This is a genomic window from Xanthobacter dioxanivorans, from assembly GCF_016807805.1.
Lineage (GTDB): Bacteria > Pseudomonadota > Alphaproteobacteria > Rhizobiales > Xanthobacteraceae > Xanthobacter > Xanthobacter dioxanivorans.
In genome coordinates this window covers 3,085,798-3,100,856 of record NZ_CP063362.1, presented here as the reverse complement: position 1 = coordinate 3,100,856, position 15,059 = coordinate 3,085,798, and the positions used below count along the sequence as shown (strand labels likewise).

Genomic DNA, 15,059 nt, shown 5'->3' with positions numbered 1-15,059 from the left:
GAGAACCCCAATGACCCTCAACGGCTTCATCCAGATCGCGCTGTTCTGCCTCGTCGTCCTCCTGCTGACGCGGCCCCTCGGCGCCTACATGACCCGCGTGTTCGCGGGCGAACGCACCTTCCTGTCGCCCGTGCTGCGGCCGGTGGAAAGCGTCATCTATCGCCTCGGCGGCGTCGATGCGGCGCGCGAGCAGCACTGGCTCACCTACACCATCGCCATGCTCCTGTTCCACCTGGGCGGCTTCGCCATCCTCTACGCGCTCATGCGCCTTCAGGACCTGCTGCCGTTCAACCCGCAGGGCATGTCGGCGGTGGCGCCGGACCTCGCCTTCAACACGGCGGTGAGCTTCATCACCAACACCAACTGGCAGAACTACGGCGGCGAAAGCACGATGAGCTATCTCGTGCAGATGCTCGGCCTGACCCACCAGAACTTCCTCTCCGCCGCCACCGGCATCGTGCTGGCGCTGGCGCTGATCCGCGGCTTCTCCCGCGCCTCGGCGCAGACGGTGGGCAACTTCTGGGTGGATATCACCCGCTGCACCCTCTACGTGCTCCTGCCCGTCTGCATCGTCTTCACCCTGTTCCTGGTGTGGCAGGGCATCCCGCAGACCCTCGGCGCCTACGTGGACGCCACCACCCTCGAAGGCGGCAAGCAGACCCTCGCGGTCGGGCCCGTGGCCTCGCAGGTGGCCATCAAGATGCTGGGCACCAATGGCGGCGGCTTCTTCAACGCCAATGCCGCGCACCCGTTCGAGAACCCCACCGCGCTCTCCAACTTCGTGCAGATGGTGTCCATCTTCGCCCTGGGCGCCGCCCTCACCAACGTGTTCGGCCGCATGGTGGGCGACGAGCGGCAGGGCTGGGCGATCCTTTCCGCCATGGGCGTGCTGTTCCTCGCCGGCGTCGCGGTGGCCTACTGGGCGGAGGCCTCCGGCACGCCGGCCCTCGACGCCCTCGGGCTCACCGGCGGAAACATGGAAGGCAAGGAGCTGCGCTTCGGCATCGTCGCCTCGGCCCTGTTCGCGGTGATCACCACGGCCGCCTCCTGCGGCGCGGTGAACGCCATGCATGACAGCTTCACCGCGCTCGGCGGCATGATCCCGCTCATCAACATGGAGCTGGGCGAGATCATCGTCGGCGGCGTGGGCGCCGGCATGTACGGCATGCTGCTGTTCGTGGTCGTGGCCATGTTCGTGGCCGGCCTCATGGTGGGCCGCACGCCGGAATACGTGGGCAAGAAGATCGAGGCGAAGGAAGTGAAGATGGCCATGCTCGCCATCCTCATCCTGCCCTTGATGATGCTCGGCTGGACGGCGGTGGCGAGCGTCCTGCCCTCGGCGGTGGCCTCCATCGCCAATCCGGGGCCGCACGGCTTCTCGGAAATCCTCTACGCCTACACGTCGGCCACCGCCAACAACGGCTCGGCCTTCGGCGGACTGACCGGGAACACCTTCTTCTACAACCTGACCCTGGCCTCCTCCATGTTCGTCGGCCGGTTCCTGATGATCGTGCCGGCCATGGCGCTGGCCGGATCCATGGCGGCGAAGAAGACGGTACCGGCCTCGGCGGGCACCTTCCCCACCGGCGGCGGGCTGTTCGTCGGCCTCCTGGTGGGGGTGATCCTGATCGTCGGCGGGCTCACCTTCTTCCCGGCTTTGTCTCTCGGTCCCATCGTCGAGCACCTCGCGGGGGCGGCCGGCCAGAGCTTCGGCGCAGGAGGCTGAGATGCGCCAAAGCCGGATGAGCGAGACCCCCGCGCCCAAGCCCCTCGCCAACGGCCAGGACACCGCCCCCGCCCGGCCTCGCGCCGGGCGGGACGGAAGGCCCGGCCTGCCCCTCCAGACCTCGGAGATCGTCCTCATCGTGAGCGTGGCCTGCCTCGTGGCCGCGGCCGCCATCCAGGCGGCGATCACCCTCGTGCTCCAGATCTCCGCGAAGTGACCCCTCTTTTCCCGGGAGTGCCTCCCATGGCCAAATCCCATTCGAAGTCCCATTCGTCCAGCCTGCTCGACCCGTCCATCCTGGTGCCCGCCATCGGCGCCTCCTTCACCAAGCTCGACCCGCGGGCGATGGTGAAGAATCCGGTGATGTTCGTGGTGGAGGTGGTGGCGCTGCTCACCACCGTCCTCTTCCTGCGCGACCTCCTCATGGGCGGTTCCAGCCTCGGCTTCTCGTTCCAGATCATCCTCTGGCTCTGGTTCACCGTGCTGTTCGCCAACTTCGCCGAGGCGGTGGCCGAAGGCCGCGGCAAGGCGCAGGCGGCCTCGCTCCGCCGCACCCGTGCGGAAACCCAGGCCAAGCTCCTCACCGGCGAGGGCAACGCCTTCCGTTCCGTGCCGGGGACCGGCCTCAAGGTGGGTGACGTGGTGCTGGTGGAGGCCGGCGACGTCATTCCCTCCGACGGCGAGGTGGTGGAAGGCGTGGCCTCGGTGAACGAGGCGGCGATCACCGGCGAGAGCGCCCCCGTCATCCGCGAGAGCGGCGGCGACCGCTCGGCGGTCACCGGCGGCACGACGGTGGTGTCCGACTGGCTCAAGGTGCGCATCACCGCGGCGGCGGGCTCCACCTTCCTCGACCGCATGATCGCCCTGGTGGAGGGCGCCGAGCGGCAGAAGACGCCCAACGAGATCGCCCTCAACATCCTGCTGGCGGGGATGACCATCATCTTCATCTTCGCCACCGCCTCCATCCCGAGCTTCGCCGCCTATGCGGGCGGGAGCATCTCGGTGGTGGTGCTGGTGGCGCTGTTCGTCACCCTCATCCCCACCACCATCGGCGCCCTGCTCTCGGCCATCGGCATCGCCGGCATGGATCGCCTGGTGCGCTTCAACGTGCTGGCCATGTCCGGCCGCGCGGTGGAGGCGGCGGGCGACGTGGACACGCTGCTCCTCGACAAAACCGGCACCATCACGCTGGGCAACCGGCAGGCCGCCGACTTCCGCCCCGTGCGCGGCGTGGCCGAGCGCGAGCTGGCGGATGCCGCCCAACTCGCCTCGCTCGCCGACGAGACCCCGGAAGGCCGCTCCATCGTGGTGCTGGCGAAGGAGAAATACGGCCTGCGCGGCCGCGACATGGGAAGCCTCAACGCCCATTTCGTGCCCTTCACCGCCCAGACCCGCATGAGCGGCGTGGACGTGGACGGCTCGTCCCTGCGCAAGGGGGCGGTGGATGCGATCCTCGCTTATGTCCAGTCGGGCAGCGGCGCGGTGACCGCCTCCGGCGCGGTGCAGAACGTGCGCCCCCTCGTCAGCCCCGAGGCGGTCCGCGAGGTCAACGCCATCGCCGAGGAGATCGCCAAGGCCGGCGGCACGCCGCTGGCCGTGGCGCGGGACGGGCGCCTGCTGGGCGTCGTCCACCTGAAGGACATCGTGAAGGGCGGCATCCGCGAGCGCTTCGCGGAACTGCGGCGCATGGGCATCCGCACGGTCATGATCACCGGCGACAACCCGCTCACCGCCGCCGCCATCGCCGCCGAGGCGGGGGTGGACGACTTCCTGGCCCAGGCCACGCCCGAGGCCAAGCTCCGTCTCATCCGCGACGAGCAGGCCAAGGGCAAGCTCGTCGCCATGTGCGGCGACGGCACCAACGACGCCCCGGCGCTGGCCCAGGCGGACGTGGGGGTGGCCATGAACACCGGCACGGTGGCGGCCCGCGAGGCCGGCAACATGGTGGACCTCGACAGCGACCCGACCAAGCTCATCGAGATCGTGGAGATCGGCAAGGCGCTGCTGATGACGCGCGGCTCGCTCACCACCTTCTCCATCGCCAACGACGTGGCGAAGTATTTCGCCATCATCCCGGCCATGTTCGTGGCCTTCTACCCGCAGCTCGGCGCGCTGAACGTGATGGGGCTGGCCTCGCCGCAGAGCGCCATCCTCTCCGCCATCATCTTCAACGCGCTCATCATCATCGCGCTCATCCCGCTGGCGTTGCGCGGCGTCGCGTTCCGGCCCATCGGCGCGGCCGCCTTGCTCAAGCGCAACCTGCTCATCTATGGCCTCGGCGGCATCCTGGTGCCCTTCGCCGGCATCAAGGCGATCGACCTCGCCATCACCACCCTTCACCTCGTCTGAGGAGAACCCATCATGCTCAAGGAACTTCGCCCCGCTTTGGTCGTGCTCGTGCTGCTCACCGCGCTCACCGGCCTCGCCTATCCACTGGCCATGACCGGCGCGGCCCAGGCCCTCTTCCCGCGCCAGGCCAACGGCAGCCTGATCGAGCGGAACGGCACCGTCGTCGGCTCGGCCCTCATCGGCCAGAGCTTCACCTCGGACCGCACCTTCCACGGCCGCCCCTCCGCCACCACCGGCGCCGATCCCGCCGACCCGACGAAGAGCGTCGCCCAGCCTTACAATGCGGCAAACTCCATGGGCTCGAACCTCGGCCCCACCAACCCGGCGCTGGCCGACCGGGTGAAGGGCGACCTTGACGCGCTGAAGGCGGAAAACCCCGGCGCCGCCGTGCCGGTGGACCTTGTGACCGCCTCCGGTAGCGGGCTCGACCCGCACATCTCGCCCGAGGCCGCGCTGTTCCAGGTGCCCCGCGTCGCCAAGGCGCGCGGCCTGCCGGAGGATCAGGTGCGCCGTCTGGTCGCCGCCAGCGTCGAGGACCGCACCCTCGGCCTCCTCGGCGAGCCCAAGGTGAACGTGCTCGCCCTCAATCTCGCCCTCGACAAGATCCGCGGCGAGTGACACACCGTTGAGGCAACGGACCCGGCGGCGCGCCCGCCGGGCATCCGGAGGAGGCCATGCCCGAAGACCGAGCCGCGGACCTGCGGCCCTCGCCCGAAGCCCTGCTCGCGGCGGCCGAGCAGGAGACGCGCGGCCGCCTGAAGATCTTCCTCGGGGCCGCGCCGGGCGTCGGCAAGACCTACGAGATGCTCGCCTCCGGCCATGCCCGCCTGAAGGAAGGCGCCGACGTGGTGGTGGGCGTGGTGGAGACCCACGGCCGGCAGGAGACCGAGGCGCTGGTCGCCGGGCTGGAGGTGATCCCCCGCCGGCGCGTGCCCTACAAGGGGCGCGAGCTGGACGAGATGGACCTCGACGCCATCCTCGCCCGCCGACCGGCCCTCGTCCTCGTGGACGAGCTCGCCCACACCAATGCGCCGGAGAGCCGCCACGCCAAGCGCTACATGGACGTGGAGGAACTGCTCGCGGCCGGCATCGACGTCTACACCACGCTGAACATCCAGCACGTGGAAAGCCTCAACGACGTGGTGGCGCAGATCACCCGCGTCAGGGTACGCGAGACGGTGCCCGACGCCATCATTGACCGCGCCGACGACATCGAGATCATCGACATCACGCCCGGCGACCTCATCCAGCGCCTCAAGGAGGGCAAGGTCTACGTGCCGCAGACGGCGCGGCGGGCGGTGGAGAACTATTTCTCCCCCGGCAACCTCACCGCCCTGCGCGAGCTCGCCTTGCGCCGCACCGCCCAGCGGGTGGACGAGCAATTGCTCACCCACATGCGCGCCCACGCCATTTCGGGGCCGTGGGCGGCGGGGGAGCGGGTGCTGGTCTGCCTCAGCGAGGATCCGCGCGCGGCCGCCCTGGTGCGCTACGCCAAGCGCCTCGCCGACCGGCTGCGGGCGCCATGGGTGGCGCTCTACGTGGAAACCGGTCGCGCGCTGCGGCTCGGCCCCGCCGAGCGCGACCGCATCGCCGATTTCCTGCGCCTCGCCGAGCGCCTGGGCGGGGAGGCGGTGACCATCCCCGGCGGCACCCGCATCGCCGACGACGTGCTGGGCTATGCCCGCTCCGCCAACGTTACCCACATCGTCATCGGCAAGTCCGACCGCGCCCGGTGGTTCGAGATCGTCTACGGCTCGGTGGTGCATGATCTGGTGCGCCGCTCGGGCAACATCTCGGTCCACGTGATCGCCGGCGAGCCGGAGCCGGGACCGCCGGCGAACCGGTCCGCATCCGGGGCCCCCGCGCGCCGGCTCGACGCGCCGCCCTATCTCGCCAGCCTCGGCATCGTGGCGCTGGCGACCCTCGTCGGCTTCGGCCTGCAACGCATTCTCGCCTTGCAGAACATCGCCCTCGTCTTCCTTACCGCGGTGCTGGTGAGCGCGGTGCGCTTCGGCCTCGCGCCGGCGCTGCTGGCATCGGTCGCCGGCATGCTGGCGTTCAATTTCTTCTTCATCCCGCCGCTCTACACCTTCACCATCACCGACCCGGAGAACGTGGTCGCGCTGTTCTTCTTCCTCGTCGTCGCCGTCATCGCCTCGAACCTCACGGCGCGGGTGCGCGCCCAGGCGCTGGCGGCGCGGGCGCGGGCGAAGACCACCGAGGACCTCTACCTGTTCTCGAAGAAGCTCGCGGGCGCCGGGACGCTGGACGACCTGCTGTGGGCCACGGCCTTCCAGATCGCCTCCATGCTCAAGGTCCGCGTCGTGCTCCTGCTGGCGGAGGAAGGGGCCCTGGCGGTGAAGGCCGCCTATCCGCCCGAGGACGTGCTCGACGCCGCCGACCTCGCCGCGGCCAAATGGGCGTTCGAGAACAGCCGGGTCGCCGGGCGCGGCGCCGATACCCTGCCGGGCGCCAAGCGGCTGTTCCTGCCCATGCAGACCGGGCGCGGCACGGTGGGCGTGATCGGAATCGACCGCGACAAGGAGGGGCCGCTGCTGACGCCGGAGCAGCGCCGGCTTCTCGATGCCCTGGCCGATCAGGCGGCGCTCGCGGTGGAGCGGGTCAACCTCGTGGCCGACGTGGAGAAGGCGCGCCTGGACGCAGAGACCGACCGCCTGCGCTCGGCGCTGCTCACCTCCATCTCCCACGACCTGAAGACACCGCTCGCCTCGATCATGGGCGCGGCCGGCACCCTCCGGGATTTCTCCGCCTCCATCGCGCCGGAGGCCCGCGCCGACCTGCTCTCCACCATCGAGGAGGAGGGCGAGCGGCTCAACCGCTTCATCGCCAACCTCCTGGACATGACCCGGCTGGAATCCGGCGCGGTGGCCCCCAACGCCGCCTTGTACGACGTGGGCGAGATCGTCGGCAGCGCCATGCGACGGGCCCAGGCGATCCTGCGCCACCACAAGGTGGAGATCGAGCTGGCCGCCGACCTGCCCATGCTGCTGGTCGATCCGGTGCTGTTCGAGCAGGCGCTGTTCAACCTCCTCGACAATGCCGCCAAGTACGCGCCCGAAGGCTCGCGCGTGCGCCTGGAGGGCTGGTCGGACGGCGACCAGGTGACGCTGCGCCTGCTGGACGAGGGGCCGGGCATCCCCGAAGGCGACGTGGAGCGGGTGTTCGACAAGTTCTACCGGGTCCGCAAAGGCGACCAGGTGCGGGCCGGCACCGGCCTCGGCCTCGCCATCGCCCGCGGCTTCCTCGAGGCCATGGGCGGCACCATCACCGTCTCGCGGCGGCCCGAGCGGAGCGGCGCTGTCTTCACCATCCGCATGCCGGTGCCGGTGGGCGCACCGCAGCTCGAGGCATTGTCGTGAGTGTTCCCGTGAAGGTTCTGGTGGTCGACGACGAACCGGCCATCCGCAGGCTGCTGAACACCGGGCTGGCGACCCAGGGCTACGATGTGGCGAGCGCGGGGAGCGCCGCCGAGGCCATCGAGCGCGCCGGCCGTACGCCGCCGGACCTCGTCATCCTCGATCTGGGCCTGCCGGACATGTCCGGCCGCGACCTGCTCGCGCGCTGGCGGGCGGAAGGCTTCGGCGCGCCGGTGGTGATCCTGTCCAGCCGGACCGACGAGGCGGGGATCGTCGAGGCCCTCGAATGCGGCGCCGACGACTATGTGACGAAGCCGTTCGGCATGAACGAGCTCATCGCCCGCATCCGCGTGGCGCTGCGCCACCGCCTGCAGCAGGAGGGGGCCAAGCCCCTGTTCCAGGTGGGCGACCTCTCGGTCGACCTGGTGCGCCGCATCGTGCGGGTGAAGGGGCAGGAGGTGAAGCTCTCGCCCAAGGAATACGACATCCTGCGCCTGCTGGTGCAGCACGCCGGCAAGGTGCTGACCCACCAGTTCATCCTTCAGCGCGTCTGGGGCAACGCCTATGACGTCCAGTATGTGCGGGTCTATGTCCGCCAGCTGCGGCAGAAGCTGGAGGACAACCCGGAGCAGCCCCGCTACATCCGCACCGAGACCGGCGTCGGCTATCGCCTCAGCGAGCCCGACTGACGCAGGGCCGATCGCTCAGCGCAGGCCGAAGCCCAGCGCCGTGAGCGCCTCGCGCATGCGATCGCGGCCGCTCAGCGCTTCCGGTCCGCGCACGCGGTTGAGCGCCGTGCCGGCCCAGCCCACGACGGGCATCTCCTGCCCCCGCTGGAAGGCCTTCAGGGCCGCCTCGTACTGGTCCAGCGGCGGCTGCGGCAGGCCCGCGTCGTAGCGCTCGCGGTGCAGCACCAGCTTTTGGGAGAGGCGCGGCTTCACGTCCGCCGGCCGGGCGGCGGGGTCGGCATAACCGACGCACAAGCCGAACACGCCGACCACGTTGGGCGGCAGGCCGAGCAGCTCGGCCACCTCCTGCGGGCGGTTGCGCAGGGCGCCGATATAGACCGAGCCGAGCCCGAGGCTCTCCAGCGCCACCACCGCATTCTGCGCCGCCAGCGCGGCATCGATGATGCCGATGAACAGGGTTTCGAGGAATGCGAGCCCGCCGGTGGGCGCGCCGGCGCGGCGGCCGATCTCCTCCAGCCGGGCAAGGTCCGCGAGCCAGACGAGGACGAGGGGCGCCTCGACGATATGCTTCTGCCCGCCCGCCACCTGGGCGAGGCGCGCCTTGGTGGCGGGGTTCTCCACCGCCACCACCGAGAAGGTCTGGAGGTTGGAGGAGGACGAGGCCGACTGCGCCGCCGCCACCAGCGTCTCGATCAACCCTTCCGGCAGCGCGCGATCGGAAAAGGCGCGCACCGAGCGGTGGGCGAGCAGCCCGGCGATGGTGTCGTTGAGGAGCAGGCCCTGGGGCGCCTCGGCGGCGCCGTAGCGGGCTTCGAGCAGCGCGCGCGCATCTTGTGTCGCGGCGGCGGGGCGGGATTGCGCAAGGGGAGCGGACGTGGAAGCGGACACGGAGGAGGCGGGGGCGGAGGCGGAGGCGGAGGCGGACATGGGCGCGTGCACTTTCCAGGGGCTGGGGAGGGACCGTCGGGCGTCGCCGGGCATCCGGATCGGGTTCAGGCTCCGGCCACCCGCACGGCTCCCTGCCGCCGCCGTCCCGGCCGCGCGGAAGGCGGCGGGGTGGCGGGCGTGGAGACGGGCTCCGCGGCCGGGAAGGAGCGTCCCGCGCAGCCTACCTGCTCCACAAGACGTCTTGTAGCCCCCCGCGCCATAGCTTCGGCGCCACCCGCTCGACCAAGGCGGAAAACGCCTCATGGCAGATGAGGCGGCCGGAGAGCGGAGCGAGCACGGGCATCCGCGGGGCGCAGGGCTCCACGATCGGGAGCTTCTTCGGGTTCTTCCCCTCGTCTCGTACGCTGGCCGCGAGGCCCGCGCCGGGTTTCAGCCTGATGGGCCCCGCCTTCCGGAACGGGAGCAGCGCACGGATGGCCATGGCGGCGCGGGATGGTCGCGCCTCATTCTCCCGCCGGGTGGCGAAAGATCCGCACGATCTGCCGGCCGATATCCTCGGGAGTCAGCCGGCCCTCGCGGTACCACAGGCTGGCGTTGTTGAGCAGCGTCAGCAGCAGCAGCCGGTAGGCGCCGCGGTCGATCTCGGGGTCGAGCGGCAGCTCGGCCACCAGGGCAACGAAGATCTTCTCGAATTCGTCGCGCTTGGCGATCAGCCGCTCGCGCACCTCCGGCGGCACCGCCTGCAGGTCGTTCATCAGCGGCATGGTGATGGACTGGGGGTCGAGCTGGATCTCCAGCATGGTGATGCAGGCCACCTGCAGGCGCTCCCAGGGATCCGTCCGGGCATCCACGGCGGCGCGGATATGGTCCTGCACCCCCTGGAGCGCCAGATCGTGAATCCTGATGAACAGCGCTTCCTTCGACTTGATGTAGTGGTAGAGCGACCCGCCCAGCAGCCCCACCCGCTCGCCGATATCGCGCACCGACGTAGCCGCATAGCCGCGCTCGGCGAACAGCGCCGCCGCACCCTCAAGGATCTCCCGGTGGCGCGCGCTCAACTCGCCCTGGAAGAGCGTGCGGGCGACCTTGCCCCTCCCCTCGCCTTTCACGGCGGTCTTCTCCGGCATTGCCCTGTCCTGCTCGGCCCCGCCCGCGCCCTGCCGGAGAGCCGGTCGTCGACGGGAGCCCGTGACCCGCGCGATGGCACGCGCGCTCGCCTCCTTCCCTTAGAACGCGATCGGTTCGGAGGAAAGCACGGCGCACCACACCGCCGGGATGCGGCCGGACCGGCAAGACGGGCTTGCAAACTGTATCGATCGTTTGGTACACACACGGCGCGACCAGTCAAGAAGCCAGCCTGAGATCGGCGGCGGGCGCCTGCGCCGGGCACCGCGGATTGCGATCCGCTCCCCGGGCCGCCAGCCAAATCCGCTGAAGGCGACGATCAGGGAACCCGTGCGATGTCCACCTATGCTCCTCCCGTCGACGACATGGCGTTCCTGCTCACCCGTGTGCTCGACTTCGACCGGGCCATGACCGCCTTGCCCGGCTTCGAGGAGGTGAACGCCGAGCTGGCGGTGAGCGTGCTGGAGGAGGCGGGCAAGTTCGCCGCCGGGGTGCTGGAGCCGCTCAACCGCCCGGGCGACGAGGAGGGCTGCACCCTCGCCGATGGCCGGGTGACCACCCCGAAAGGGGTCGCCGAGGCCTACCGCGCCTTCGCCGAGGCCGGCTGGTGCGGCCTGTCCGGCGATCCCGAATATGGCGGGCAGGGCCTGCCCCGCGTCCTGCAGATCCTGCTCGACGAGATGATTTCCTCCGCCAACCTCTCCTTCGGCCTGTTCCCCGGCCTCACCCGCGGCGCGGTGGAGGCCATCGGCCACCATGCCGGCGCCGACCTGAAGGCCGCCTACCTGCCGAAGATGATCTCCGGCGAATGGACCGGCGCCATGGCGCTCACGGAGGCCTCGGCGGGCACCGACCTCGGCCTCCTCTCCACCCGCGCCGTGCCGAATGGCGACGGCAGCTACGCCATCACCGGAACCAAGATCTTCATCTCCTCGGGCGACCACGACTTCGGCGGCAACATCATCCACCTCGTGCTCGCCCGCCTGCCGGACGCCCCCAGGGGAGTGAAGGGCATCAGCCTGTTCCTGGCGCCGAAGTTCCTGGTGGCGGCAGATGGCGGCCTCGGCGCTCGCAACGCCATGTCGGTGGGTGCGCTGGAGCACAAGATGGGCATCCACGCGCAGCCCACGTGCGTCATGAACTACGAGGGCGCCACCGGCTGGCTGGTGGGCGAGCCGGGCCGCGGCCTCAATGCCATGTTCACCATGATGAATGCCGAGCGGCTGTTCGTGGGCATCCAGGGCCTCGGCATCGCCGAGGCGGCCAACCAGAAGGCGGTCGCCTACGCCAGGGAGCGCCTCCAGGGCAACGGCCCCGACGGCACGCCCGGACCGGTGCCCATCATCGCCCATCCCGACGTGCGCAAGATGCTGCTGTCCGGCCGCGCCTTCGCCGATGCCGCGCGGGCGCTCGCGGTATGGACCGCGCTGCAGATGGATATGGCCGCCCACCATCCCGATGCCGCCGTCCGCGCCGGCGCGGACGGTCTCGTCGCCCTCATGACACCGGTGGTGAAGGCCGCCTTCACCGATTTCGGCTTCGAGACCGCCGTCGCCTCCCAGCAGGTGCTCGGCGGCCACGGCTACATCCGCGAATGGGGCATGGAGCAGTTCGTCCGCGACGCCCGCATCGCCCAGATCTACGAAGGCACCAACGGTGTCCAGGCCATGGACCTCGTCGGCCGCAAGCTCGGCATGGAAGGCGGGACCCTGCCGGCGCGCTTCTTCGCCCTCATCAAGGCGGATCTGGATGCCGCGGCGCCGGTGGCCGGCGCCGCCCTGGTGACGCCTGTCGCCGAGGCGCTGGCCCGGCTGGAGCGGGCGACGGCGCGGCTTGCCGCCCATGGCGGGGCGGTGGAGGCGGGCGCCGCCGCCACCGATTACCTGCGCCTGTTCGCGCTGGTGGCGTTCGGCTGGATGTGGGTGCGCATGTCCGCCGCCGCCCTCGCCCTCGGCGCGGACGCTCCCCCGGCCCTGCGCCGCAAGCCGAAGATCGCGCGGTTCTTCGTGGAGCGCATGCTGCCGGCGACCCTCGCTTTGGACGCCGCCCTGGCCCATGGCGCGCCGGCGCTGATGGCGCTGGAGGCGGAGACCTTCTGATCCCGCCGGGCGGGCGCGGCCGGCGCCCGCCCGGCATTTCGGCCGGGACGCGGGTAAGCTAGGCTGTCGCGTGATTCCCCGCGCGGAGACTGTCTTGCGACGCCGTATCTGGATCGCCGTCCTCCTTGTTCTGGCCGTGGCGTTGCTCGCGCGGCTGGCCGTCGTCGCCGGCGATCTTCCCGCCGTCGCCACGGCGGCGCAGTTCGAGAGCCTGCGCGCCGACCACCCCCGGCTGCGGGCCTTCCTCCATCGCATGCCGAAGGGTGGCGACCTGCACACCCACCTGTCGGGCGCCGTCTATGCGGAGCGCTTCGTCGCCTGGGCGGTCCGCGACGGCCTCTGCCTGCGCCGCGCCGACATGGCCATCCTGCCCCGACCGGAGGGTGGCACCACCGAGCAGCCGTGCGGCCCCGACCCCGCCATCAGCCCCATCGCCGAAGCGGTCTCCGGTGGGCGGGGGCAGACCACCTATGACCTTCTGATCGACGCGCTCTCCATGCGCTGGTTCCTGCCGACGCCGGCCGTTCCCTCCGGCCACGACCAGTTCTTCGGCACCTTCGCAAAGTTCAATGCCGCCACCGGCGGGTCCGACTGGGAGCGCACCGCGCAGGCCATCGCCGAGATGACCGTTGACCAGCTGAGGCTGTACGACGCCGATGCCGTCCAGTACGTGGAATTCATGGTCACCCTGTTCGAGGGGGAGGATCGCCGCCGGCTGGCGCAGGCCATCGGGAGCGAGAGCGAGCCCGCCGCCATGCTCGCGGCGCTGGAGCGCGCGGGCCTCGCCGAGGCGGTCGCGACCAAGGCGCAGCAGCTCACCGCCCTCGTCGCGCGCATCGAGGCGCTGCTGGCCTGCGGCGGCGACCGGAGCAAGCCGGGCTGCGGCGTGACCTTCCGCTTCATCGCCCAGGTCAACCGCAACAGCGCGCCCGCCGAGGTCTTCGCCCAGACCGCCCATGCCGCGGCCCTGGTGCGCAAGGCGCCGGGGATCGTGGTGGGCCTCAATTATGTGGGGCCCGAGGACTATCGCATCTCCCTGCGCGACTATCGCACCCACATGAAATGGATCGCCTTCCTCGCGGGCGCCGACGTGCCGGTGGCGCTGCACGCCGGCGAGCTGTGGCTCGGCCTGGTGCCGCCCGGCGACCTCGATTTCCACATTCGCGAGGCGGTGGAGACCGCCGGCGCGCGCCGCATCGGCCATGGCACCGCGGTGGGCTTCGAGCATGACATGGGCAGCCTGCTCGCCGAGATGCGCCGGCGGGGCGTGACCATCGAGATCGCCCTCACCTCCTCCGATGTCATCCTCGGCGTGCGCGGCCAGGAGCACCCGATCTCGACCTATCTCGCCGCCGGCGTGCCGGTGACGCTGGCGACCGACGATGCCGGCGTGTCCCGCATCGATCTCAGCAACGAATATTATCGCGCGGCGCGTGATCACGGGCTCGGCTACCGCAGGCTGAAGGCGATCGCCCACACCGCCCTCAGCCACTCCTTTCTCGCCGACGGCGAGAAGCAGCGCGAGCTCGCCCGGCTCGACGATGCCTTCACCGCCTTCGAGCGTTCCATCGCGGACGAGCAGCCTGCGTTGTCCCGCTTCGGTGCGTTGATCCGCGCCCTCGTCCCCACCGCGCGGTGAATCCCACCGAAGAGGAAGGCCACCCCACGGCGCCGGACCCGATCCGGCTGACGTGTGCCTGACCGGTTCGTCCGCGCCTTGCTTGGGCCGGCGTCAATCCCTACCGCGACGTGGCGATCGACCCGCAGTTCAAGGCCGGCGCGACGCTGGTGATCTGCACCGCCGCCATGTGCCATGCTTGCGGACGACAGATACGCCGCGCCGCCCGCAAGGACCGGGCGTGCCGGCGCAGCACGAAGGCTCGAAAGGAAGCGGTGTGAAGATCGGCATTCTCCAGACAGGGCGCGCGCCCACGGATCTGCAGGCGACGCACGGAGACTATGACGACATGTTCAAGCGCCTGCTGGCCGGGCGCGGGTTCGAATTCCGGACCTACCCGGTCCTCGACGGCATCTTTCCCGAGAGCGTCCGGGACGCCGCCGGCTGGCTGGTCACGGGCTCGCGCTTCGGCGTGTACGAGCCGCACGCGTGGATTGCGCCGCTGGAGGACTTCCTGCGCGGCGCCTATGCCGCCGGCGTGCCCATCGTCGGCATCTGCTTCGGCCACCAGATCCTGGCGCAGGCACTCGGCGGGAAGGTGGAGAAATTCTCCGGCGGCTGGTCCGTCGGGCTCGAGCGCTACACCCTCAAGGGCCGGCCGGGCGAAACCCGCGTTGTCGCCTGGCACCAGGACCAGGTCGTCGAGAAGCCGGCCGATGCGGAGGTGATCGGCTCCTCGCCCTTCTGTCGCTATGCGGCCCTGGCCTATGGGGACAAGGCCCTGTCCTTCCAGCCCCACCCCGAATTCACCACGGCTTTCGGCACCGACCTCCTGACGGCGCGCGGCGCCGTCCTTCCCGAAGGTATCGCCGCACAGGCGGCAACGGGACTGGGCGGGGAGACGGATTCAGCTGAAATCGCCGACACGATCGCGGACTTCTTCCTCTCAAGCCGGCAAGCCCAGCCGCGCTGAAGCGGTTTCCAGCAAGGCGAATTCCGGTTCGTATCAAGAACGCGCGCCGAGACAGGGAGCTCCCGCGCGGCATCCCCGGGGATCGCCGTCGCGGCCTCGCCACGAGGGGCCGTCCTCGGTCCAGGCCCCGTCACATGGCCGTCGGCGACCGGTTGGGGATCGCGCGCCCCGCGTGCCCGGCAATTCCGAAGCGCAATTCCGAAGCGGACGAACCG

General features: G+C 70.6%; 12 protein-coding genes. 10 read left to right on the top strand and 2 right to left on the bottom strand.

Annotated features, from left to right (window positions below; translation table 11 throughout):
* Positions 1 to 10: 10 nt before the first annotated feature.
* From kdpA to EZH22_RS14480, 6 genes are read left to right on the top strand one after another with little or no spacing between them, the layout of a single operon-like run.
* Positions 11 to 1,726 (top strand): potassium-transporting ATPase subunit KdpA, encoded by a 1,716-nt coding sequence (gene kdpA, locus EZH22_RS14505; protein ID WP_203196269.1) that lies wholly within the window; start codon positions 11 to 13, stop codon positions 1,724 to 1,726.
* 1 nt (position 1,727) lies between these two features.
* On the top strand, positions 1,728 to 1,943 hold the full coding sequence (locus tag EZH22_RS14500; protein WP_203196268.1) for a hypothetical protein: 216 nt from the start codon (positions 1,728 to 1,730) through the stop codon (positions 1,941 to 1,943).
* A gap of 26 nt (positions 1,944 to 1,969) precedes the next feature.
* A complete protein-coding gene (gene kdpB / locus EZH22_RS14495) occupies positions 1,970 to 4,075 on the top strand; it encodes a potassium-transporting ATPase subunit KdpB (RefSeq protein WP_203196267.1) in 2,106 nt (701 codons plus the stop codon).
* A gap of 12 nt (positions 4,076 to 4,087) precedes the next feature.
* Entirely contained in the window at positions 4,088 to 4,693 is a 606-nt protein-coding gene (locus EZH22_RS14490) for a K(+)-transporting ATPase subunit C (RefSeq protein WP_203196266.1), read from the top strand.
* 56 nt (positions 4,694 to 4,749) lie between these two features.
* Complete coding sequence (locus EZH22_RS14485) at positions 4,750 to 7,455, top strand: sensor histidine kinase (RefSeq protein WP_203196265.1); 2,706 nt, start codon at positions 4,750 to 4,752, stop codon at positions 7,453 to 7,455.
* On the top strand, positions 7,452 to 8,141 hold the full coding sequence (locus EZH22_RS14480; RefSeq protein ID WP_408647712.1) for a response regulator transcription factor: 690 nt from the start codon (positions 7,452 to 7,454) through the stop codon (positions 8,139 to 8,141). The genes EZH22_RS14485 and EZH22_RS14480 overlap by 4 nt, the downstream gene beginning before the upstream one ends.
* A 15-nt stretch (positions 8,142 to 8,156) precedes the next feature.
* Here the strand turns inward: EZH22_RS14480 and EZH22_RS14475 are convergent, their stop codons facing one another.
* Both EZH22_RS14475 and EZH22_RS14470 read right to left on the bottom strand, forming a co-directional pair.
* Complete coding sequence (locus EZH22_RS14475) at positions 8,157 to 9,068, bottom strand: NADPH-dependent oxidoreductase (RefSeq protein WP_203196264.1); 912 nt, start codon at positions 9,066 to 9,068, stop codon at positions 8,157 to 8,159.
* 464 nt (positions 9,069 to 9,532) lie between these two features.
* Complete coding sequence (locus tag EZH22_RS14470; RefSeq protein ID WP_203196263.1) at positions 9,533 to 10,156, bottom strand: TetR/AcrR family transcriptional regulator; 624 nt, start codon at positions 10,154 to 10,156, stop codon at positions 9,533 to 9,535.
* Positions 10,157 to 10,489: 333 nt separating this feature from the next.
* Between EZH22_RS14470 and EZH22_RS14465 the strand changes: the two genes are divergently transcribed.
* The 4 genes from EZH22_RS14465 (at position 10,490) to EZH22_RS14450 (ending at position 14,844) form a co-directional block, all read left to right on the top strand.
* On the top strand, positions 10,490 to 12,253 hold the full coding sequence (locus EZH22_RS14465; protein WP_203196262.1) for an acyl-CoA dehydrogenase: 1,764 nt from the start codon (positions 10,490 to 10,492) through the stop codon (positions 12,251 to 12,253).
* A 94-nt stretch (positions 12,254 to 12,347) separates the two neighbouring features.
* Positions 12,348 to 13,892: an adenosine deaminase family protein gene (locus tag EZH22_RS14460; protein WP_203196261.1), complete on the top strand. Its 1,545-nt coding sequence runs from the start codon at positions 12,348 to 12,350 to the stop codon at positions 13,890 to 13,892.
* A 110-nt stretch (positions 13,893 to 14,002) separates the two neighbouring features.
* Positions 14,003 to 14,152, top strand: coding sequence for a hypothetical protein (locus EZH22_RS14455; RefSeq protein ID WP_203196260.1), 150 nt, complete (start codon positions 14,003 to 14,005; stop codon positions 14,150 to 14,152).
* Positions 14,149 to 14,844, top strand: a complete 696-nt coding sequence (locus EZH22_RS14450; RefSeq protein ID WP_231711478.1) for a type 1 glutamine amidotransferase — start codon at positions 14,149 to 14,151, stop codon at positions 14,842 to 14,844. Before EZH22_RS14455 ends, EZH22_RS14450 begins: the two co-directional genes overlap by 4 nt.
* Positions 14,845 to 15,059 lie beyond the last annotated feature (215 nt).

Coding starts and splice junctions, on each gene's coding strand:
- kdpB (WP_203196267.1), top strand. CDS start 1,970: ATGGCCAAATCCCATTCGAAGTCCCATTCGTCCAGCCTGCTCGACCCG.
- EZH22_RS14485 (WP_203196265.1), top strand. CDS start 4,750: ATGCCCGAAGACCGAGCCGCGGACCTGCGGCCCTCGCCCGAAGCCCTG.
- kdpA (WP_203196269.1), top strand. CDS start 11: ATGACCCTCAACGGCTTCATCCAGATCGCGCTGTTCTGCCTCGTCGTC.
- EZH22_RS14465 (WP_203196262.1), top strand. CDS start 10,490: ATGTCCACCTATGCTCCTCCCGTCGACGACATGGCGTTCCTGCTCACC.
- EZH22_RS14475 (WP_203196264.1), bottom strand. CDS start 9,068: ATGTCCGCCTCCGCCTCCGCCTCCGCCCCCGCCTCCTCCGTGTCCGCT.
- EZH22_RS14500 (WP_203196268.1), top strand. CDS start 1,728: ATGCGCCAAAGCCGGATGAGCGAGACCCCCGCGCCCAAGCCCCTCGCC.
- EZH22_RS14490 (WP_203196266.1), top strand. CDS start 4,088: ATGCTCAAGGAACTTCGCCCCGCTTTGGTCGTGCTCGTGCTGCTCACC.
- EZH22_RS14470 (WP_203196263.1), bottom strand. CDS start 10,156: ATGCCGGAGAAGACCGCCGTGAAAGGCGAGGGGAGGGGCAAGGTCGCC.